Origin of the sequence: Methylocella tundrae, assembly GCF_901905185.1 — a bacterium.
Classification (GTDB): Bacteria; Pseudomonadota; Alphaproteobacteria; order Rhizobiales; family Beijerinckiaceae; genus Methylocapsa; species Methylocapsa tundrae.
Map to the genome: position 1 here is coordinate 12,292 of NZ_CABFMQ020000142.1, position 20,663 is coordinate 32,954.

At 61.4% G+C, this 20,663-nt stretch carries 15 protein-coding genes and 1 tRNA gene; 9 read left to right on the plus strand and 7 right to left on the minus strand.

Annotation, left to right across the window (positions count from 1 at the left end):
• Window positions 1–158 precede the first annotated feature (158 nt).
• From MPC4_RS19230 to MPC4_RS19240, 3 genes are all read left to right on the plus strand, one after another.
• Window positions 159–2,504: an ATP-dependent helicase gene (locus MPC4_RS19230; RefSeq protein ID WP_244629126.1), complete on the plus strand. Its 2,346-nt coding sequence runs from the start codon at window positions 159–161 to the stop codon at window positions 2,502–2,504.
• 172 nt (window positions 2,505–2,676) lie between these two features.
• Window positions 2,677–2,871, plus strand: a complete 195-nt coding sequence (locus MPC4_RS19235; RefSeq protein WP_174513949.1) for a type II toxin-antitoxin system HicA family toxin — start codon at window positions 2,677–2,679, stop codon at window positions 2,869–2,871.
• A gap of 5 nt (window positions 2,872–2,876) precedes the next feature.
• Window positions 2,877–3,170 (plus strand): type II toxin-antitoxin system HicB family antitoxin, encoded by a 294-nt coding sequence (locus MPC4_RS19240; protein ID WP_174513950.1) that lies wholly within the window; start codon window positions 2,877–2,879, stop codon window positions 3,168–3,170.
• A gap of 332 nt (window positions 3,171–3,502) precedes the next feature.
• Here MPC4_RS19240 and MPC4_RS19245 read toward each other — a convergent pair whose 3' ends face one another.
• Window positions 3,503–3,955, minus strand: coding sequence for a hypothetical protein (locus tag MPC4_RS19245; RefSeq protein WP_174513951.1), 453 nt, complete (start codon window positions 3,953–3,955; stop codon window positions 3,503–3,505).
• Window positions 3,956–4,186: 231 nt separating this feature from the next.
• Window positions 4,187–5,599: an FAD-binding oxidoreductase gene (locus tag MPC4_RS19250; protein WP_174513952.1), complete on the minus strand. Its 1,413-nt coding sequence runs from the start codon at window positions 5,597–5,599 to the stop codon at window positions 4,187–4,189.
• 151 nt (window positions 5,600–5,750) lie between these two features.
• Here MPC4_RS19250 and MPC4_RS19255 point away from each other — a divergent pair.
• Window positions 5,751–5,828, plus strand: a tRNA-Trp gene (locus tag MPC4_RS19255).
• 56 nt (window positions 5,829–5,884) lie between these two features.
• Here MPC4_RS19255 and MPC4_RS19260 read toward each other — a convergent pair.
• Together MPC4_RS19260 and MPC4_RS19265 are read right to left on the minus strand one after the other, a co-directional pair.
• Window positions 5,885–6,670: a DsbA family protein gene (locus MPC4_RS19260; RefSeq protein ID WP_174513953.1), complete on the minus strand. Its 786-nt coding sequence runs from the start codon at window positions 6,668–6,670 to the stop codon at window positions 5,885–5,887.
• 254 nt (window positions 6,671–6,924) lie between these two features.
• On the minus strand, window positions 6,925–10,098 hold the full coding sequence (locus tag MPC4_RS19265) for a ribonuclease E/G (protein WP_174513954.1): 3,174 nt from the start codon (window positions 10,096–10,098) through the stop codon (window positions 6,925–6,927).
• A gap of 874 nt (window positions 10,099–10,972) precedes the next feature.
• On the opposite strand from MPC4_RS19265, the gene MPC4_RS19270 reads away from it, so the two are divergent.
• The 3 genes from MPC4_RS19270 (at window position 10,973) to MPC4_RS19280 (ending at window position 15,854) form a co-directional block, all read left to right on the plus strand.
• Complete coding sequence (locus tag MPC4_RS19270; protein ID WP_244629119.1) at window positions 10,973–12,451, plus strand: N-acetylmuramoyl-L-alanine amidase; 1,479 nt, start codon at window positions 10,973–10,975, stop codon at window positions 12,449–12,451.
• 243 nt (window positions 12,452–12,694) lie between these two features.
• Window positions 12,695–15,109, plus strand: coding sequence for a penicillin-binding protein 1A (locus tag MPC4_RS19275; RefSeq protein WP_134487888.1), 2,415 nt, complete (start codon window positions 12,695–12,697; stop codon window positions 15,107–15,109).
• A gap of 64 nt (window positions 15,110–15,173) precedes the next feature.
• Window positions 15,174–15,854, plus strand: a complete 681-nt coding sequence (locus MPC4_RS19280) for a hypothetical protein (protein WP_174513956.1) — start codon at window positions 15,174–15,176, stop codon at window positions 15,852–15,854.
• Window positions 15,855–16,075: 221 nt separating this feature from the next.
• Here the strand turns inward: MPC4_RS19280 and MPC4_RS19285 are convergent, their stop codons facing one another.
• Complete coding sequence (locus tag MPC4_RS19285) at window positions 16,076–16,372, minus strand: nucleotidyltransferase family protein (protein WP_174513957.1); 297 nt, start codon at window positions 16,370–16,372, stop codon at window positions 16,076–16,078.
• A gap of 133 nt (window positions 16,373–16,505) precedes the next feature.
• Between MPC4_RS19285 and prfB the strand changes: the two genes are divergently transcribed.
• Both prfB and MPC4_RS19295 read left to right on the plus strand, forming a co-directional pair.
• Window positions 16,506–17,637 (plus strand): peptide chain release factor 2 gene (gene prfB / locus MPC4_RS19290; RefSeq protein ID WP_174513958.1). Its coding sequence is split into 2 segments (ribosomal slippage): window positions 16,506–16,574 and window positions 16,576–17,637, totalling 1,131 coding nucleotides; the frame shifts between segments, so codons are not numbered across the junction.
• 69 nt (window positions 17,638–17,706) lie between these two features.
• The gene (locus tag MPC4_RS19295) at window positions 17,707–18,528 is read left to right on the plus strand and encodes a rhomboid family intramembrane serine protease (RefSeq protein WP_174513959.1); all 822 of its coding nucleotides are present in this window, start codon (window positions 17,707–17,709) and stop codon (window positions 18,526–18,528) included.
• 65 nt (window positions 18,529–18,593) lie between these two features.
• On the opposite strand, the gene MPC4_RS19300 is transcribed toward MPC4_RS19295, so the two are convergent.
• Window positions 18,594–19,862, minus strand: a complete 1,269-nt coding sequence (locus MPC4_RS19300; RefSeq protein WP_174513960.1) for a class I SAM-dependent RNA methyltransferase — start codon at window positions 19,860–19,862, stop codon at window positions 18,594–18,596.
• Window positions 19,859–20,620, minus strand: a complete 762-nt coding sequence (locus tag MPC4_RS19305) for a TlyA family RNA methyltransferase (RefSeq protein WP_174513961.1) — start codon at window positions 20,618–20,620, stop codon at window positions 19,859–19,861. Before MPC4_RS19305 ends, MPC4_RS19300 begins: the two co-directional genes overlap by 4 nt.
• Between the last annotated feature and the right edge of the window lie 43 nt (window positions 20,621–20,663).

Consider the following 20,663-nt stretch of genomic DNA (forward strand, 5'->3'; position numbering starts at 1 on the left):
GACCGATTCAGAGGGCCGCTTGAACGGGCGCATAATGAAGCGGCGCACATGATTCGGCGGTCAGCGCGGGAAGCCGCGGGGCCGGTTCGCCAAGCCGGCGACACGGCCAGTAAATGAGGAGCCGCAGCGATTTGATCGATCCATTTTCCCTCGCCGACATGGAAGCGCCAGCGCCGCAGCCGGGCGGCATCGCGGCGCGCGCCCGGGCGGCGGCGTCCGGCGGCCAGCGCTATCTCGACGGGCTGAACGGCGAGCAGCGGGCGGCTGTCGAGGCGGTCGACGGTCCCGTTCTCGTTTTGGCAGGCGCGGGGACCGGAAAAACGCGCGTCCTCACCACGAGAATTGCCCATATTATCGCTCAAGGCCGCGCGAAAGCGCATGATATTCTCGCTGTCACCTTCACCAACAAGGCGGCGCGGGAGATGAGGGACCGCGTCGCCATGCTGGCGGGTCCCGTCGCCGAGAGCATGCCGTGGCTTGGCACCTTCCACGCGATCTCGACCAAAATCCTGCGTCGTCACGCCGAACTCGTCGGGCTGAAATCCAGCTTCACAATTCTCGACTCGGATGATCAGATCCGCCTCCTGAAACAAGTGTTGCAGGCCGAAAATATCGATGACAAACGCTGGCCGGCGCGCGCGCTCGCCTATCAGATCGACGCCTGGAAAAACCGCGGCCTTGATCCCGCGCATGTGCCGCCGGGCGAGGCGGCAGTTTTCGCCAATGGCAAGGGCGCGCAGCTTTATGCGCTGTATCAGGAGCGCCTGAAAATCCTCAACGCCGCCGATTTCGGCGATCTACTGCTCGAATGCCTGCGCCTTTTGCGCGAAAATCCGGACGTCCTGAAGCAATATCAGGACCGGTTCAGATATATGCTCGTCGACGAATATCAGGACACAAACACAATACAATATCTTTGGCTGTGTCTGCTGGCGCAGGGGCGTCACAATATTTGCTGCGTTGGCGATGACGATCAATCCATCTACGGCTGGCGCGGGGCGGAAGTCGACAATATTTTGCGGTTTGAAAAGGATTTTCCGGGGGCCAAGGTTATTCGCCTTGAGCGCAATTATCGTTCAACCGGGCATATCCTCGCTGTCGCGGCCGGCCTCATCGCCCATAATGAAGGACGTCTCGGCAAGACCCTTTTCACCGACGATGAAGCTGGCGAAAAGCCGAGCGTTTGCGGCGTCTGGGACTCGGAGGAAGAAGCGCGCGGCGTCGGCGAAGAGATCGAGCAGCTGGCGCGCAAAGGCCATGCTTACGACGAATTCGCGATCCTTGTCCGCGCCTCGTTCCAGATGCGCGAGTTCGAGGAGCGCTTCATCACTTTGGGCTTGCCTTACCGGGTCATCGGCGGACCGCGCTTTTATGAGCGCGCCGAAATCCGCGACGCGCTCGCCTATCTGCGCTGCGTCGCCCAGCCGGCCGACGATCTCGCCTTTGAGCGCATCTTCAATGTGCCGCGACGCGGTCTTGGCGACGCCACCTTGCAGCTCCTGCACGAATATGCCCGCGGCCAACGCCTGCCGCTGATGCAGGCGGCGCAATATATGGTCGAGACAGATGAAATAAAGCCGAAGCAGCGGCAGGTTCTGCGCGACTTGCTGACGAGCTTTTCCCGTTGGGCGACCCTCATCGATCAAAAGCCGCAAGGCGAGCTGATCGAGATGATATTGGAGGAGTCCGGCTACACGGATATGTGGCGCAAGGACCGCACAGCGGAGGCTGCCGGGCGCCTCGAAAACCTGAAAGAGCTCGTACGCGCCATGGAGGAGTTTCCGGACCTTGGCGCCTTTCTCGAGCATATCTCGCTGGTCATGGAGGCCGAGACGAAGGACGCTGGTCCGCGCGTTTCGATCATGACGCTTCACGCGGCGAAGGGCCTCGAATTCGAGACGGTCTTTCTGCCCGGCTGGGAGGAGGGGCTTTTTCCTCATCAGCGTTCGCTCGATGAATCGGGGCGCGCGGGCCTCGAGGAAGAGCGCCGCCTCGCCTATGTCGGCGTTACCCGCGCGCGGCGGCGGGCGAAAATATATTTCGCCACCAACCGCCGCATCCACGGGCTTTGGCAGACGACGCTTCCCTCTCGCTTTCTCGATGAGCTTCCAGCCGATCATGTCGAGGTCGTCGAAGCGGCGACCGGCTCCGCCTATGGCGGCTACGCGCAATCGCGCTTCGCGAATATGGACAGCTACGGCTCCTCTTATGAAACGCCGGGCTGGCGGCGCGCGCAGCGTCGCAACGAAGAGACGAGGCAAGGACAGGGCGCGGCGAAATCGAGCGGATTTGGGCGGGGGGCCGCCCAGCGCGGACCGCTCCAGATCGAGGGCGAACTCGTCGCGAAATCCAGCGCCCAATCAGGCTATTCCAAAGGTGCCCGGGTATTTCACCAAAAATTCGGCTATGGCGCGGTGGCGGCGGTCGACGGCAACAAGCTGACGGTCGATTTCGACAAGGCTGGCCGCAAAATGGTTTTGGAGAGTTTTGTGCAGGCCGGGTAAGCGCATTGAACTCCGTGGAACTTATCCACAATTAAAAATAATTGTTACTTTTCAATATATTACGCTGCTAATGTAGACTACAAGAGCACTCCCTAACGTCTGGCAACTATTGCTACATGCGAGATATCTTACTCACTAATCAGGCGCAGCCGAACAATCCGGAGTGTGCCGCATGCTTGCGAATAGCCGCGAAGTCAAACGTCGCCTTGAACGCGACGGTTGGGTGCTTGATCGGATCAAAGGCTCGCATCATATTTTTCGCCATCCACAAACTGGTGTGGTAATTTCTCTTCCTCATCCAAAGAAGGATTTGGGTGAGGGTCTGATGCGCCAAATCTACAAATTGGCGAAGTGGCCGAAAGACTGAAGCCTATGACCCACTACGTCGCCATCGTGGAAGAAGAGCAGGGCAAAGCCGTCGGGGTGTGGTTCCCCGATCTGCCGGGCTGTTTCTCCGCTGGCGACACTGTTGACGAGGCCATGCTGAACGCGAAAGAGGCGCTTGAGCTTTGGTGCCACGCGATGCTCGAGAGCGGCCAGAAGATCCCGCCACCGAGAAGCCTGTTCGAATTAAGGGCTGACGCCGATATTGCTCAGGACTTGCATCAGTTTATGGCCGCACTGATTCCGCTTCCCGACAGTTTGCGCACGCAGGCCGCGGAATAGGGTTCGACAATCCCGCGGATTCGCTTGGATAGGCTGCGCGCTCCGCTGTCGCAGCCAGCTAACTTGACGGAGGTGTCTCTATGACGCGCGGAGTAACAGCGAGCCCATCCAAAGCCATCCCCGCAGCTAGCCTGCTTGCGCTTGCACTAGGAGCGGCGGCGTTCGGGGCTATCGCTATCGGCGCCGTGGCGATTGGCCGTCTGGCGATCAGGAGGGCGCGCTTTGGCGCGTTGGAGGTCGACGAATTGACGATTCGCAAACTGTGCATCGTAGAGCATGAAGGGCCACGCTCGTGACAGCGCAGACGGCGATCGTTACTGCCGACGCAACACCTACTGTACCGGCGACAAATCCCCATAGGGCGGCTTTCTCGGGTCGCGCCGCGGCTTCATAGCGGCAAGATCCGCCCGATGCGCGAAGACGACGGCGACGCCGGCCTCGCAGGTCGCCGCATAGGAGAGCGACACGGTTCCGTCCTGATGCCTGAAGCGGCGCGTGCAGCTTTCTCGCGCGGCTTCATAGACCTTCAAAGCTGGAGGTTCGAGAGTCGACGCGAAAACCTGTTCGCATTTCTGCACGACGATATTGGCCAGGGCGACGTCGCCGCTCGAATTGGAGCGGCAGACATTCATCACCTCATAGGATTGCGCGCAGCTCGGCGCCGCCGTCACAGCCTCGGCGACATCGGCCTGATTGGCCTTGTCGACCGGGCACTTTTGCAGCCGCTCGGCGTGCGCCGCGCTCGCCATGACGATCAAGAACACGAAAAGAAGCGATCGCAGCATCGGCTTTCCTGTTGCGGCGAGACGCGGCGCAACGGCGCCTCGCAAATAGCATAAATCACCGGAGGTTAGCGCTTTCGCATCATTGGCTGATGGAAAGGGAGATTTCCTAAGTCACCGCCCGCGCCGCGGGCGTGACCCAAGCCGCCGCCTTAACGCAGGCGCGCCAGGAATGAGCGCCGCAAGCAAAGGATTAAGTGTTCATGAGGTCATTTCGCTGGACGAACAAGCGGATCAGAGAACCTTGCCGGGATTGAGAATGCCCTGCGGATCGAGCGTTCGTTTCAAGGCGCGCATCAAATCCATCGCGACCTTATCCTTCACTTGTGGCAAAAGATCGCGCTTCAGCTGGCCTATGCCATGTTCGGCCGAGATCGAGCCGCCATAACGGATCACAATCGCATGCACAGCCTCGTTGATTGCGTCCCAGCGCGCCAGAAACGCTGCTCTGTCGGCGCCGACCGGCTGCGACACGTTGCAGTGGATATTGCCGTCGCCAAGATGCCCGAAGGCCACAAGCCGGGCGCCCGGCGCCGCCTCTTTGAGGACGTTCTGCACGTCTTCGAGAAAGGCGGGGGCGTCAGTGATGGCGACGCTGACGTCGTGCTTGATCGAGCCGCCCTCGAATCGCTGCGCCTCTGAGAGATGCTCGCGCAATCGCCAGAAGGCGGCGCGTTGGGCCTCTGAGGCGGCGATCGCCGCATCCTCGACGAGACCGCTCTCGGCCGCGGCGTTCAGCATGTCGAGCAGACGAGGGCCAAGACCTTCCGCGTTTTGCGAGCTGAGCTCCAAAAGGACATGCCATTCATGCCTTGCCGCGAGCGGATTGCGCGCGCCCTTGACGTGAGCCAGCACGAAATCGAGCCCGATGCGGGGAATCAGTTCGAATGCGGTGATCTCGCCGCCGGCCTTTTCCCGCGCGAGATCGAGCAAAGCGACGGCGGCGGCGGGAGAGGGAAGGCCGATAAAAGCTGTCTCGACGGCGCGCGGCTTTGGAAAGAGTTTCAGCGTCGCCGCCGTGATGACGCCGAGCGTTCCTTCTGAGCCGATGAAGAGATCCTTCAGATCATAGCCGGTGTTATCCTTTTTGAGTTTCGACAGGCCGCAGAAGATGCGCCCGTCGGCAAGGACCGCCTCAATCCCGAGCGCGAGATCGCGGGCGTTGCCGTAAGCGATCACGCCCGTGCCGCCCGCGTTGGTTGCGAGGTTGCCGCCTATGGTGCAGGAGCCTTCCGAGGCGAGGGAGAGAGGAAAAAGACGTCCGGCGCGGCCGGCCTCGGCCTGCGCGTGAGCGAGGATCATGCCGGCTTCGACCGTCATCGTGTTCGACGCAAGGTCGATTTCGCGAAGAGCCCGCATGCGTTGCAGCGAAAGAACGATCGCCCCGCCGCTCCGATCGGGAATCTGACCGCCGACGAGGCCAGTATTGCCGCCTTGCGGCACGATCGGCGTCCGTGATTCGTTGCAAAGCCTGACGACGGCCGCGACCTCCTGCGTCGAGGCGGGACGAACAATGCCGAGCGCCTCGCCCCTATAAAGATCACGCGGCTCGCTGAGATAGCCCGCCATATCGGAGGGCGCCGTCAGCACGTGCCCGGCCCCGACGATCGCCCCGAACGCTGCGACAAGGCCGGATTGGCGCGCCATTCGAGCGCCTGAGCTTCCCACCGCCAAAACTCCTTCCGACGCCAAGCGCGCTTACGCCATGAGCCACGCAACCCGTGAAACCAAAGCCAAAGCTTTCGGCATTGGAACGCTTGATTTCATTCATGGCTTCAAGCTACAGATGCGTCTGCGTAGGAGTGTAGCTCAATTTGGTTAGAGCACCGGTCTCCAAAACCGGGGGTTGGGGGTTCGAGTCCCTCCTCTCCTGCCACGCAACGCCGGGTCAGCAGGCGGCCAGGCCGCTCTGCGCCGCGCGACCTTCGCTCTTTATGAGCAAACCACTTTGCCGCATTTTCTGACGTTGGCGATCTTTGCCTGAAGATCATTGTAGCCAACCGCCCCGACGACGACTTCATCGCCGATCACGTAGCTTGGCGTTCCGTTGATGCTCAGGTCTTTTGCGAGCTCCATCGACTGGTCGATGGCGGCGCTGACTTCGGGCGTCTCGGCGCCTTTGTTCAATTTATCGACGTCGGCGCCGAGATCCTTGGCGACAGTGATCGCTTCCGCTTTGCCGACGGGCCCGTGTGAGCCGAGAAGTTTCTGGTGGAACTCCCAAAATTTCGCGCCTTTGAATTGATTTGTGGCGGAGTTCGCGATTTTCGCCGCCTCCACCGACCCAGGGGAGAGAATCGGCAGATCACGCAGAACCACGCGCAGATCGGGATTATCCTTCATCAATCGCGCGAGATCGCCGAGCGCGCGTTTGCAATAGCCGCAGTTGTAGTCGAAAAACTCAACCAAGGTAATGGCGCCGCCCGGATTGCCGATCACCGCCTGATTGGCGACGTCGAAGAGAGGGCTAGCGGGATCGCCGACAATCTGCTGACGCGCTTTGGTCGCGGCGAGCTTTTCGCGCGCATCGAGTTCAGCGGCGGCGTCGCGGAGAATCTCAGGATTGTTGACGAGATAGGATTTGACGATCGATTCGATTTCGGCTTTCTGCGCCGGCGAAAACTCGTCCGCGCGGACAGGCGAGAAAGCGAAAATGCCAAGCGCGGCGAAAATCAAGGCTGCGCGGCGGGCGAAAAGCGCTAGGCTTCGCTGAAACATAAATCTGAACTCCTCGATCATATCCTCGAAATCCTAGACCAGAACGCGTTCGGGCGAAATCGCATTCTGCCCTTTAAGCCTTTGTTTTACCGCATAATGCAAGCCCCAAAGGTCTGCAATTTTTCCGCGCCATGCTCTAGGCTATCGCAGTTCTTTCTGAAAATCGAAAGGCCGACTCGTCGCGCGGCCTTTCGATTCTAATGAGGGCGTTTGAGCTCAGCGGCGGGCGCCGCAAGGCGTCTTCGCCAATGATTCTATCGGCTAAGGCTCGCTTTCGCGCGCTGCCACCAGCCAGAGCGCTTCGGCCGATTCGGATCCTGTTCCTGCGTCGGCTGTGTCTCGGGATCGGCAGGTTCATGGGCGGGGACGGACGCCGGCGCTTCGGCCGCCGGAGCGCCTTGGCTAGATTGAAGGTCGAGAACCGGCTCCGCGACCGATTCGGAGGCGTGGTGCTCCGTCAGAGCCTCGGGAGCATGGCTGACGGCGGGCGCCGCCTCGCCTTCGGCGGAGATTGGATGCCCTTCCGCGGCGGACATATCGGCAGCCTCGGTCGGAGCTGTTGCCGTCTCGATCCCTGCCGCTGCGCGGCGCGGCGCGCGGGCGCGGGGCGCGCGGCGGCTGCGGCGAGCGGGCGGCGGCGCTTCAGTCTCTGCGTCAGCATTCGCCGCCGAGGCGTCTCGGGCCTGGCCCTCTAGCGCCAGCTCCGGGGCCACTCCTGCCAGCGTCTCGGCCGCCGCCTCGGCTGCTGCGTCGCGCGCTTTGACGCCTCTGCGCGACCGGCGGCGCTCGCCTGTTTTGGCGGGTGCGGCCTCCGCGTCGGGGAGAGGAGGGGCCGTCTCGCCAACCGCTACCGTCTCGACGGGCGCTTCCGCCACGCCTTCTTCGGCGCCAAATCCTGGTTCGGCGTCGGAGGTTGCTTCGCCTTCAAACGCGTTCCCGGAAGTTGCACCCAAAGGTTGCAAGCCGCCGATCTCGGCCATCACCTGGAGCGCCTCATCGGACGGCTGGGGCGCATTGGCTGCAATGCCTGATCCTTCCCGATCGCTGCCCCGGCCGCGTCTGCGCCTGCGCCTGCGCCGCCGGCGGCTATCAGCCTCGCTTTCGCTCTCGCCATCCCGCCGCTGACCGTTCTCGTCTTGCGTCTCGTCCTCGTCCTGAGCCTCGATCGCGGTGAGATGCGAGCCGGACGCGTTCTCTTGCGGCTCTTCGAACTCCACGAGAATCTCCTCGCCGAATTCCTCGGGTGTGAAATGCGCGGGCTCGCCCGCCGTAAGGGCAAGCGGCTCATGGCCGCCCGACGCGGGTTCGCCGCGCTCGATCGCGTGATAAACGGCGCCGATCAGGCTGTCGTCGGAGTCGATCGTGACTGCGACGCCGAAGCGGCGCTCAAGATCGCGTAACGTGGCGCGCTTTTCATTGAGGATATAGAGCGCGACGGGGGTTCTGGTCTTGACGATGAGGTCGTGGCTCGCGCTCTTGATCAGCGCGTCTTCGACGACGCGCAAAACATGCAGCGCGATGGAAGCAGTAGAGCGCAGCATTCCAGATCCCGAGCAATGCGGGCAAATCTCGGTCGAGCCCTCAAGAACGCCCGTGCGAATGCGCTGCCGCGACATTTCAAGGAGGCCAAAATGGGAAATCCGGCCGACCTGAATGCGGGCCCGATCGTTTTTCAGTGCGTCCTTCAGCCGCCGCTCGACCGCGCGATTGTTGCGGCCCTCCTCCATGTCGATGAAATCGACCACGATCAAACCAGCCAGATCGCGCAGACGCAATTGCCGAGCGATTTCGTCGGCCGCTTCGAGATTGGTTCTGAGCGCCGTGTCCTCGATATTGTGCTCGCGGGTGGAGCGTCCGGAATTGACGTCGATCGCAACCAGAGCTTCGGTCTGGTTGATGACGATATAGCCGCCCGATTTCAGCGTGACCTGATTGAGGAACATCGCGTCGAGCTGCGCCTCGACGCCGGATTTCGAGAAAATCGGCTGCGGATCGCGATAGGGCTGAACGCTGCGCGCGTGGCTCGGCATCAGCAGGCGCATGAAGTCCCGCGCCTCGCGAAAACCTTTTTCGCCCGCGACGACGATATCGTCGATGTCCTTATTGTAGAGATCGCGGATGGCGCGCTTGATCAGCGATCCTTCCTCGTAGACGAGCATGGGCGCTGTGGATTTCAGCGTCGTCTCGCGAACGGTCTCCCACATCCGCAGCAAATATTCGAAGTCGCGCTTGACCTCTGGCTTGGTGCGGCTCGCGCCCGCCGTGCGTAAAATGACGCCCATGCCTTCCGGAACTTCGAGCTCCTGGGCGATTGACTTCAGCCTCTGCCGATCTGTCGAATCCGTGATCTTGCGCGAAATTCCGCCGCCGCGCGCCGTGTTCGGCATCAGCACGGAATAGCGGCCGGCGAGGGAGAGATAGGTGGTCAGCGCGGCGCCCTTGTTGCCGCGTTCTTCCTTGACGACCTGCACCAGAAGCACCTGACGGCGCTTGATGACTTCCTGGATCTTGTACTGCTTGCGATAGCGCTGCGGACGGAAAGGGACTTCCTCCATGGCGTCTCCGCCAAGCTGCTCCACATGCTCTTCTTCATCTTCGCCGTCTTCATCGGCGTCGGCGGAGCGGCGGTCCCTCGTGCGCGTATCGGAGCTTGCCTCGGCCTCGCCCGGCCGAAGATCGCCGCTCAAAGCCTCATCGGTCGGCTCGCTGAAGGAGGCTTCGCGTTCGGGCGCGCTTTCGTCAAAAGCCGCGCCGGCGCGCTCGGCCTCTTCATCAAGACCGCTTTCGGAAGACGCATCGCCGAAAGCCGCGCTGGCGTCGTCCGCGGCGAATGACTCTTCCGTCCTGACTGCGTTGTGCGATCCCTCGTCGGCGGCGAAAAGCATCTCTGGGGCGCCAGCGGTTTCGAGAGCGCGGCTTTCACCGCTCTCCTGTAGTGAAGAAGCGCCTTCCTGCGGTTCGAAAGCCGGTTCGGCGCCTGCGTTTGTGTCGGCCTCGACGTCCTGCGAGTCCGCGAAAGGCTCTGACAGCGTCTCACCATCGGCGGCGCGCTTTTCGGCGCGCCGTCCGCCCCGATCGCCACGCCGGAACCGGCGGCTGCGCCGCTGACCGCCCGTTTCTTCGTCTTCTTCGTCGCGCTGGGCTTTCGCCTCTTCGTCGATCAGCGCCTGCCGATCGACAACGGGGATCTGGTAATAGTCCGGGTGAATTTCTGAAAAGGCCAAAAATCCGTGGCGGTTGCCGCCGTAATCCACGAAGGCGGCCTGCAGCGAGGGTTCAACGCGCGTGACTTTGGCGAGGTAGATATTGCCGCGGAGCTGCTTTTTGCTGGCGGATTCGAAATCAAATTCCTCGACGCGATTACCGCGGAGGACGACCACCCGGGTTTCTTCCGGGTGGGACGCATCGATAAGCATTTTGTTGGCCATGGGAGACTCGTTCAGGCGAAACGCGCGCGGGGCCGCGGCCGCCGGTCGAAGTCTTCAATCGAGACAACGGGGCTGATTGCGGCCGACACGGGTGCGCGTCAGGCATTGGATGGGAGGGGAAAGGCGAAATCGGCGGCGGGGTCTTGTCCGCCGGGGTGAAAGCGCGACGGCTCGACCAATCCAGACAGGGGCTGCCAAGAGGGCCGCGAAGACGACGCATTGATTTTGGCGCCGAGGAATTGAGCGCCGGGGATCTCGCGCCGACAAGACAGTGCGTCCGAACGAACGCGTCGCATATTTCGGCGGTGTGACTGACGGTCGTAGAGTGACGCGTCGCGGCGAAATTCATTTTCCTCTTTACCTATTCGAAACGGCTTGCTTGAAAACCGTCCAGAAACACTCTCTCGGCTGGTTGGGGGATAGCCCGATGCAGCCCATTCCAGAGCCGTCGCATCTCTTTGAAAGGTTTCAAGATGCCGACGACCAAAATGGCGAAATCTGAACCGACTATAGCTCTGACGTCCATTTTATCTTCATAGACGCTGAGAAAAGTCGAACGCCGAGGCCAAGATTTGCGGAAAACCAAACAAAATCCGAAGGTCTCAAAACCCGCGAATCTCCAGGCCGAGAAAGAATATGCTTTCATATCGGGTTCGGAGGCCGTTTGGCAAGTTTTTAGTCGTCTGTGTCTGAGCGGCTACAGCCTGCGGCCGGCATTCCAGTGACGGTTATAAGGTGTTAACCTCGTTCATCCTATGACTTTGAGCGAGGGATCCGCGCAGGCCGCGACGGCCGGAAGGGATGCTCGCCGCGGCGACAGCTTGGCGCAAGTTTTCGATCCAATCCTGTCGAAGGGCAACATATGGCGCTTGAGATGGCTGACATCGCCGCGAAAATCGCCGGTTGGAGACGCTTCGCCGCCGCCGTGTTGATGCTCGGCGCGTTGTCGGCGCCCGTCGCACCGGCGCCGCGAGCCGAAGACAGCGCCTCTTCCACCGCCCCCGCCCCGAGCGCGGCCGGCGCCATCGAAGCCTCCGCCGCGGATCTGGACGACGGCGGGGATCACGCCAGCCTCGTTTTCGAACTATCGGCTCCGGTGGAGGCTGCCGGCTTTGTCCTTGCCGACCCCGATCGCATTATCATCGACGCATCGGAGATCCGGTTCATGATAGATTCGGAGATCGGCAAAGCGGTGGCGCCCCCCCGGCGGCATGGCGATCGTGACGGCGGGGCGTCAGTCAGGACTCTCGTCAACCCGAGGGGCCTCGTCACGTCCTTCCGTTTCGGCCAGATCGAAAAGGGACGCTCGCGCATCGTCATCGATCTTTCCGGACCGGCCCGCATTGTTCGCGCGGGGTGCGAAAAGAGCGGCGGCGGCGGTAAAACGCGCCTGGTCATCGAACTTGCAAAGACCGATCGCGCGCATTTCGCGGCGGCGGCGCAGACCGCCCGCGCGGCGCTGGCGCAGCCGGCTCGAGACCGGATTGCCGAGAAAATACAGTCCGCCGCCGGCAAGCCGATCGTCATGATCGATCCCGGCCACGGCGGCATTGATCGCGGCGCGAGCGTCAATGGGTTGATCGAAAAAGACCTGGTGCTCGACTTCGCCAAGGCGCTTGCGGCAAGGCTCGATGCGGACGGGCTCTACCAGCCGGTTCTAACGCGTGAGGACGACAGCTTCATCTCCCTCAGCGAGCGGGTCAGGATGGCGCGTGACCGTAAAGTTGCATTATTCGTCTCGATCCATGCGGACACGCTGGCCGAGGCGACGGATGTCTCCGGCGCGACGGTTTACACCGTCTCCGATCGGGCTTCCGATGCGGAAGCGGCGCGCGTCGCCGAGAAGGAGAATCAGGCCGACTCCGCCGCAGGGCTCGACCGTACGGAGGACGCCTCCGAGGTCTCCGATATTCTGTTTGATCTGACGCGGCGGGAGACCCGCGCCTATAGCCACGTCTTCGCCCACACCCTTTTGAATTATTGGAAGGTCGCCGGCAGGCTCAATAAGAATCCGCAGCGTTCGGCTGGTTTCCGCGTGCTGAAGGCGCCAGACGTCCCATCAGTGCTGCTGGAGCTCGGCTATCTGTCGAACGAAAAGGACGATATCGCTTTGTCATCGCCGCAATGGCGCGACCAGGCCGTGAGTCGCATGGCTGAAGCGATCAAGGCCTTTTTTTCTGAGCGCGGCACGTCAAATTTCTCTGAGGCCGTCAAGGATCCGGCGCCTGTGGGAGCTATTTCATCGCCATCGGTCGCGACGCCGGAGCGTCCGGACGCGCCCGAGGGCGACTCCGTGATCGGCAAGGCAGCCATTCAGGCGCCCCTTGGGGACTCCGCCAGCGATGCCCGCTGAGCCGGGAGCAGGGGGGGCGGCAATTCGCTCTGGCGTGCGATCGCTTGACAAACTATTAACACAAAAGCGCCGCAGGGATGGGCCATCACGCTCTGCGCAGGCTCAAAGCGGCGTGTCATATTGGAGCGTAATCGTTTTATAAACCGAATCGATAACGCCGCTTGTTTGTTTGATCGCGAGGCCGAGCTGAAAAGTCCGCTACTTTTGGCGGCCCTCGCGCAAAATTTATGAAAAGGCCTCCGTATGCGGCTTATTGCCCGTTTTCTCGGTTTCATCTTCGCGACCGCGGCGATTTTCTTCGTCGTGGCGGCTTGCGCCGCTGGACTGGTCATTTGGAATTTTGAGAAAGATCTTCCTGATTACACGCAGTTGAAGAACTACGAGCCAAAGGTCATGACGCGGGTTCACGCCGGCGACGGATCTCTGCTTGCCGAATATGCGCGCGAGCGGCGCCTTTACCTTCCGAGCGCGGCTATTCCGCCGCTCGTGAAGGACGCCTTCATATCCGCGGAAGACAAGAATTTTTATCATCACGCCGGCGTCGATCCGGAAGGTATTTTGCGCGCCACTCTGGTTCTCGTGCAGGGTGAAAAGCACGTGCAGGGCGCCTCGACGATCACGCAGCAGGTCGCCAAGAATTTCCTCCTGACCAACGAGCGGTCTTTCGAGCGCAAGATCAAGGAAGCGCTTCTGGCGTTCCGCATCGAAGGCGCCTATTCGAAGGAAAAAATTCTCGAGCTTTACCTGAATGAGATTTATCTTGGACTGGGCAATTACGGAGTCGCCGCCGCGGCTCTGAATTACTTTGGCAAGTCGGTCAACGAGCTGACCGTCGCGCAGGCCGCCTATCTCGCCGCTCTGCCCAAGGCCCCGAATAATTATCACCCCTTCCTCAAGCGTGAGCGGGCGATCGAACGGCGCAACTGGGTCATCGATCGGATGGTCGAAAACGGCTATGTATCGCGCGCCGACGGAGAGAAGGCCAAGACCGAGCCTTTGGGCGTCAATCCGCGCGTGCTCTCGCCGAACGCTCTGTCCGCCGGCTTCTTTGCCGAGGAAGTGCGCCGCGAATTGAATGACCGCTACGGCGAAAAGAAGCTTTACGAGGGCGGTCTTTCGGTCCGCACGACGCTTGATCCGAAGATGCAGCTGATGGCGCGCCGCGCGCTGGTCGACGGCCTCGTTCGTTATGATGAGGCGCATGGCTTCCGCGGCCCGATGCGTCATATCGACATCAGTCAGGATTGGGGCGTCGCCCTTGCCGACGTGCCGGCCCTCGGCGACGTCGGATCATGGCGGCTGGCCGTTGTCATCGACGCCAATGAGAATGGCGCGCGCATCGGCCTGCAGCCACGGCGGGAAAAATCGGGTGAAATCGAACGCGAACGCGAGCTTGCAACGCTCGCCAGCAACGTGGGCTTGCATTGGACGCGGGGCGTCGGCTCGCGATCCTCGCTGACCCCTGGCGACGTCATCTATGTCGATCCGGTCGACGGCAGGCCCGGACAGTATCGCCTGCGTCAGATTCCAGAAGTCAGCGGCGCCATCATCGCGATGGATCCCTACACCGGCCGCGTGTTCGCCATGGTCGGAGGATTCTCCTTCGATCAGTCCGAGTTCAACCGAGCGACGCAGGCGCTGCGGCAGCCCGGTTCATCGTTCAAACCCTTCGTCTACGCGACCGCGCTCGACAATGGCTACACCCCGTCCTCGATCGTTCTCGACGCTCCGATCGAAATCGATCAGGGGGCGGGCCTTGGCGTTTGGCGGCCGGAAAACTTCGAAGGCAAGTCGAGCGGCCCGCATACCTTGCGCTATGGCGTCGAACACTCGATCAATCAGATGACCGTGCGCCTCGCCCGCGACGTCGGCATGCCATTGATTGCGGAATACGCCAAGCGGTTTGGCATCTATGATGATTTGCCGCCCTATCTGTCGATGTCGCTCGGCTCCGGCGAAACGACGCTTTTGCGCATGACCACCGCCTATTCGATGCTGGCCAATGGCGGCAAGCGGATCAAGCCGACGCTGATCGACCGCATCCAGGACCGCTGGGGCCACACGATCTATCGCCACGACGAGCGCATCTGCGAGGGCTGCGACGCGGATAAATGGGAAAATCAGCCTGAGCCGAAACTGATCGATAAGCGTGAGCAGGTGCTGGACCCCCTGACAGCCTATCAGATCACCTCGATCATGGAGGGCGTCATCCAGCGCGGGACGGGGCAGTCGATCAAGGCCGTCGGCAAGCACCTCGCCGGCAAAACCGGCACGACCAATGAGGCGAAGGATCTCTGGTTTGTCGGCTATTCGCCCGACCTTACGGTTGGCGTCTTCATGGGCTACGACCAGCCGCGCTCGCTTGGCGATTCCGCCCAAGCCGCGCAATATACGGCGCCAATCTTCCGCGACTTCATGACGATGGCGCTGAAAGACAAGCCCGATGTGCCATTCCGCGTGCCGCCGGGCATCAAACTGATCTCGGTCGACGCCAGAACAGGCATGCGCTCAAGCGGCTCCGGCACAATCCTTGAGGCGTTCAAGCCAGGCACGGCGCCGCCTGACTCCTATGCAACGAGCGACGCCTCGCCGCGCGCGCAGTCCGTCAATCCGGACGCCGATCGCGTCGTCGGAACAGGGACGGGCGGGCTGTATTAAGACTTGGCAACTCCTGGACCACTAGGACTACATCTTAGTATGAATTCCTCCCAAGGCGGTGGATATGTTCATAGATCGAGAATCCAACGTTAGCGGCGGTGATGGAGGAGAATGGCCGGCGTTGATTCTGGAGAACACCCGCGAGCGACTTGGTTATTCGCCGCGTGAAGATCGAGTTGACGGCTGGTTTAATGCCGCGCATTCGAGTGGGAATTCAACGCGCCGGTATGATTTTTCCGTTTCCTGGGCGAACGGGAAACCAAAGCCGGATGATGTTGTGCTTTCAATTCGCGCCAGGAGTGATGATCCATACCAGCGAATTAAAGGGACCGCGCCAGAAAACCTCTTCGACTTAAAAGTTGTGGCGCTCAAAAAAGCCCGCGCTTGGCGCGACGAGAAGAGAATAGAGCAAGCCGAGCTTCATCGCCTAATAAATGTAAAGTCTATCGTGATCAAGGCGGAGCCCCGCTGGTACCGTCCAAAATACGACCCGATATACGAAGCGTATCTAATGAACGGCTGGTTGTTTTACCAGCCGAGTCAGTTTGGCGACGCCGTTCCAAAAGAATGGCTGCAGGGGTTGTTAATCGGAACAAATAATGAATCGACCGCGAAGCTTCTGTTACGCGAATTAGGTTCCTTCGGCGAGCATGCGGAGTCAATCGCAGAAAAAGCGCGGGAAGGTGCTACCTACGACGAAATCGAAGCGCAGTTTCGGGCGCTCGACGATGAGGATCAAGCCTAGACGAATAAGTGGCCACCCGAGCCAAGATTTTTGACCCAAAGACCCATCAGTATCACAAAGGCGCGAGATACCTCGTCAGAGAGGCTACTAAGGAGGCATCTTTGGCGTAAATCCCTCGCGCATGCCGTGCCGAAATGTGTCTTAGTGAGCACGCGTGGATCGCGTGCCCCGTGCTGCCTCATCAATGATGTGACGCAGGCAGCGGACCGGAGTTTGGCGCATCAGAAAATCCGGATGGCCTCACTCTCGATCGCGGAACGGTAGAATTTGACGGGGCCCTTGCGGGTTCCGTAATTGACGCGATGGCCACAGGCCCGTTCCGGAGCCTCGTGGGCGCCGACGAAATGGTTGAGGTTGTAAAAATCCTCGAAGGCCGGGTCGACGAACACGTCAACATCGGAACCCTCCCGCGCCTCGTCGCGGGCATGGGAGCCGAAGAGGTAGAGCGCTCCGACGCCATGGGCCCAGAGCTGAGGCTCGACCGCTTTGAGTTTCGCGATGACTTCGGCGCGTTTCATAGCGTATCTTAACCTAAATTTGTCCTTCGAACCATGGGACGCAGCCGCCCATTTACATCGCGGGTCCGCCACCCTATGTTCCCGCCATCTCGGGGCGCAAGCGTCGCTCCCTCACCAGAAAGTTCTCAAAGACATGCGCGCCGAAGCTGAAGGGTTGGTTCAAGCCATCAAGCAATCCATGGGATTGCTGAGGAGGCATCTTTGACGTCGATGTCGCTCATCGCCGCCTTGCTGAACTGAACGCCAAGGTCGAAGATCCAAATCTTTGGAACGACGCTGAGGCCGCGCAGAAAATCATGCGCGAGCGGACCGAACTTGAAGACCGGCTCGGCTCGATCAAGCGCTTCGACAACGAACTCGAAGACGCCGTCACGCTTGTCGAACTCGCCGAGGCGGAAGAAGATTCCGCTACCGAAAAGGAGGCGATCGACCAGCTGAAAAGCCTCAAAGTCGAGGCCGAGCGGCGCCAGATCGAGGCGCTTTTATCGGGCGAGGTCGATTCGAACGACACCTATGTCGAAGTTCACGCGGGAGCCGGGGGCACCGAGAGCTGCGACTGGGCGCGCATGCTGTTTCGCATGTATGCGCGCTGGGCCGAGCGCCACAAGTTCAAGGTCGAGATCATCGAAGAAACGGCGGGCGATGAAGCGGGCCTCAAGTCTGGCACGCTTCTGGTCAAGGGCCATAACGCTCATGGCTGGGCCAAGACCGAATCGGGCGTGCATCGGCTCGTGCGCATCTCGCCGTTCGATTCCAACGCTCGGCGGCATACGAGCTTCGCCTCCGTGTGGGTCTATCCCGTTATCGACGACAAGATCGACATCGATGTCAAGGAAAGCGATTGCCGCATCGACACCTATCGCTCATCTGGAGCCGGCGGCCAGCACATCAACACGACCGATTCCGCTGTGCGCATCACCCATATTCCGTCCGGTATCGTCGTCGCCTGTCAGGGCGAACGCTCGCAACACAAGAACAAGGCGACCGCCTGGAACATGTTGCGCGCGAGACTTTATGAGCAGGAATTGGAGCGTCGCGAGGCGGCCGCCAACGCCACTGAAGCATCAAAGACCGAAATCGGCTGGGGACATCAGATCCGCTCCTATGTGCTGCAGCCCTACCAGTTGGTGAAAGACCTCCGCACGGGCGCAACGTCCGGAACGCCAGATGATGTGCTGGACGGCGACCTAGATCCCTTCATGGAGGCGGCGCTGGCGCAGAAGCTCTCCGGAGGAGCCCCAATCGCGGTGGAAGACGTCGATTAGATCCGGTCACAAAAATCTGCGCGCATTCATGTATTTTGATGCATGAATCCCAAGATCAAGGCTGCAAACATGCCCGCCGCGAGAGAACGAATTTTCAACGTGCCGGGAGTGGTCCTCGGGCTCGTCGCGATCCTCGTGATCATCCAGGCGATCTGCGATCTGGTTTCGCCGCTGGCGCACTTCAAAACTCTCGCGCTCTTCGCCTTTGTGCCGGGGCGCTTCACTTTCGCCTTCAATCCCGACCTCGTCACAGCCGCCTTGAACGCGACGGCAGGGACCGACGAAGACGCTTCGCAATTGGCGGTGTTTTTCCTCGGAGACGGCCGGCCGCTCTGGTGGACCCCGCTCACTTACGCCTTCCTGCATGGCGGCTGGGCCCATGTCGGCATGAACAGCCTCTGGCTCGTTGCTTTCGGCTCCGCCGTGGCGCGTCGGTTCGGGAATGGCCGGTTTCTGATGTTTTGCGCCGTCTGCGCCGTCGCGGGAGCGTTGACGCAGTTCCTCACGCATATGGCGGATTTGCAGCCAGTCGTCGGCGCCTCCGCCGTAGTGTCCGGCGCTATGGCGGCGGTGGTGCGCTTTGCGTTCCAACCAGGCGCGCCGCTCGGGTCCGCCTTCAGCTTCGTGGAACGCGGCGACCACACCTATCGGCTGCCGGCGCTTCCGCTGAGAGAGATCTTCTCCAACCGCAACGCGGTCATTTTTCTCATACTCTGGTTTTTCGCGAACTTCCTGTCAGGGGTCTTTCCGCAGACAATGGGCATGCCTGGCGCATCGATCGCCTGGGAAGCTCACATCGGCGGTTTTCTCGCCGGATTATTGGGGTTTCGGTGGTTCGATCCGCCGCCGCCTATCGCCCGGGACAAGCTGCCGCCCGTCAGCCCGCTCTAGTCAATGTACGCGCTCGAGAGAGCCGCCTCTTTCGCCAGATTCGGAAAAGATGTTCGGAGCTGATCTCAGCCCAATAGGCGCCGCGCTCGGGGTTTTACGCTTCGCCGGAATGTCGCGACGATTTCAAGATGCGGCGAGTAGCGAAACTGATCGACCGGCAGAACACGCTCGAGCGCATAGCCGCCTGAGCAAAGGATAGCGGCGTCGCGCGCGAAAGTTTGCGTATTGCAGGACACCGCCACGATGACAGGAACGCGGGACTTGGCGATTGCGCGCGCCTGAAGTTCGGCCCCTGCGCGCGGAGGATCGAAGATGACGGCGTCGAAAGGCGCTAATTCCTCGGCGCTCAGAGGGCGTCGAAACAGATTGCGCGTCTCGATCGTGACCGGCCGCAAGGCTGCGCTGCGCGCGGCCTTGGCGAGGGCGTCGAGCGCCGGCCCATCGGCGTCGATCGCGTGGACTGGCGCGAACGCCGCGAGCCGCAGCGAAAACGTGCCGACGCCGGCAAAAAGATCAGCGATCCGGCTCGCTCCTGTCAGCGCGGCGCAGACCTCCTCTGCGAGCGCCGCTTCGCCTGCTTCCGTCGCCTGCAAAAACGCACCGGGCGGAACGGCGACCATCGCTTTGCCCATGAGGACGACAGGCGGACGCTGCACGGTGACGATCGCGCCATGATTTGAAAGGCGCGCGAGATCGTGGCGCAAGGCAAATCTGACGAGCCGTTGCGTCTCGTCTTCGTTCAGCGGCCCGTGGCCCTTGAGATCGACGTCGAGGCCTGATGCTGTCGCCGTCATCAAAATGTCGAGCGGCCTGCCGGAGGCGGCGAGGATTTGCGCCAACGCCCGCGCAATCTGTGGCGCCTCCTGCAGTGACGGGGCGAGTACAGGGCAGCCTTCGATCTCGACGATTTTGTGCGCTCGCGCCTCCATGAAGCCCGTTATTGCGCGGCCGGACGCGTCAGTGCGGGCGTGAAATGTTGCGCGGCGTCGGCCCGCTCCATGCGCATCCCTAAGCGGTTCAGCTTTGGCTTTGATCCCAGCCTGCCGCATTGCGTCCGCCAGCAGGCCTTGCTTCCATTGCGCATAGGGCTGCTCGGCCAGCGTTTGCACGGCGCAGCCGCCGCAGGCCGAAAAGTAGCGACAGATGGGTCGAATGCGGTCGGGGCTCGCAGTCCTGATTTCGACGAGCTTGCCGCGCGAGCCATCCACTTCGGCGATGATGGTTTCGCCAGGCAGGGCGTAGGGCACGAAGACCGTTCCGTCCGGGCCGCGCGAGAGGCCTTCGCCACGCTGCCCAAGCCCCTCGATTTGAAGCCGCGCATTGAAACTGATCATCGCCGACTGGCGCCGATGAGAAATTCGCGATTGCCGTCGCCGCCTTCGATCGGGGATGGAATGAGTCCTTCGACGCGCCAGCCGAGCGATTGGACCAGATCTTTGATCCGGGCGCAGACCTCCTCATGCATGGCTCTGTCCTTGACGAGGCCTTTGACGAGATGCGCGCGACCGGCTTCGAATTGCGGTTTGATCAAAGCGATGAGCTTGGCGTCTGCCGCCGCCAGCCGGGCGACCGCCGGAAGCACGAGCGCCAGCGAAATGAAGCTCACATCGATCGTGACGAGCCGTGGCGGGCGGGGCAGGGCGTTTGCTTCGAGGCTTCTTACATCGGTCGCCTCGCGCGACTCGACGCGTGGATCGCGTGCGATTTCGGCGCGCAACTGGCCACGCCCGACATCGACGGCGAAAACATGCGCTGCGCCACGGGTCAGAAGGACATGGGTGAAGCCCCCGGTCGAGGCGCCGACGTCGAGACACACGAGGCCAGAGGGATCGAAGCCGAAGGCGTCAAGCGCCGCGGCGAGTTTGACGCCGCCGCGCGATACCCAGGGGTATGGCGCCGAAGCTTCGACATGAGCGCCCGCGTCGACCGGCTCGGAGGCTTTGCGCAGTGTTTTGCCATCGACGCTGACCCGGCCAGCTGCAATCGCCTCCTGCGCTTTGGCGCGGCTGTCGAACAGTTTTCGCTCGACAAGGGCGACGTCCGCGCGCGGACGGGCGCCGGCCGTCGCTCCGCTTTTGGGCTTTTGTTTCATCGGACGGAGTTCAAGGGATCTTCATCCGCTTTGCTCGGAAGCT

Excerpts from the sequence above, each read along its gene's own strand:
- MPC4_RS19300 (WP_174513960.1), bottom strand. The coding sequence starts at position 19,862 with ATGATCAGTTTCAATGCGCGGCTTCAAATCGAGGGGCTTGGGCAGCGT.
- MPC4_RS19230 (WP_244629126.1), top strand. The coding sequence starts at position 159 with ATGGAAGCGCCAGCGCCGCAGCCGGGCGGCATCGCGGCGCGCGCCCGG.
- MPC4_RS19280 (WP_174513956.1), top strand. The coding sequence starts at position 15,174 with ATGTTCATAGATCGAGAATCCAACGTTAGCGGCGGTGATGGAGGAGAA.
- MPC4_RS19235 (WP_174513949.1), top strand. The coding sequence starts at position 2,677 with ATGCTTGCGAATAGCCGCGAAGTCAAACGTCGCCTTGAACGCGACGGT.
- MPC4_RS19245 (WP_174513951.1), bottom strand. The coding sequence starts at position 3,955 with ATGCTGCGATCGCTTCTTTTCGTGTTCTTGATCGTCATGGCGAGCGCG.
- MPC4_RS19295 (WP_174513959.1), top strand. The coding sequence starts at position 17,707 with ATGCCCGCCGCGAGAGAACGAATTTTCAACGTGCCGGGAGTGGTCCTC.
- MPC4_RS19285 (WP_174513957.1), bottom strand. The coding sequence starts at position 16,372 with ATGAAACGCGCCGAAGTCATCGCGAAACTCAAAGCGGTCGAGCCTCAG.
- MPC4_RS19260 (WP_174513953.1), bottom strand. The coding sequence starts at position 6,670 with ATGTTTCAGCGAAGCCTAGCGCTTTTCGCCCGCCGCGCAGCCTTGATT.
- MPC4_RS19240 (WP_174513950.1), top strand. The coding sequence starts at position 2,877 with ATGACCCACTACGTCGCCATCGTGGAAGAAGAGCAGGGCAAAGCCGTC.
- MPC4_RS19265 (WP_174513954.1), bottom strand. The coding sequence starts at position 10,098 with ATGGCCAACAAAATGCTTATCGATGCGTCCCACCCGGAAGAAACCCGG.
- MPC4_RS19275 (WP_134487888.1), top strand. The coding sequence starts at position 12,695 with ATGCGGCTTATTGCCCGTTTTCTCGGTTTCATCTTCGCGACCGCGGCG.
- MPC4_RS19305 (WP_174513961.1), bottom strand. The coding sequence starts at position 20,620 with ATGAAACAAAAGCCCAAAAGCGGAGCGACGGCCGGCGCCCGTCCGCGC.
- MPC4_RS19250 (WP_174513952.1), bottom strand. The coding sequence starts at position 5,599 with ATGGCGCGCCAATCCGGCCTTGTCGCAGCGTTCGGGGCGATCGTCGGG.
- MPC4_RS19270 (WP_244629119.1), top strand. The coding sequence starts at position 10,973 with ATGGCTGACATCGCCGCGAAAATCGCCGGTTGGAGACGCTTCGCCGCC.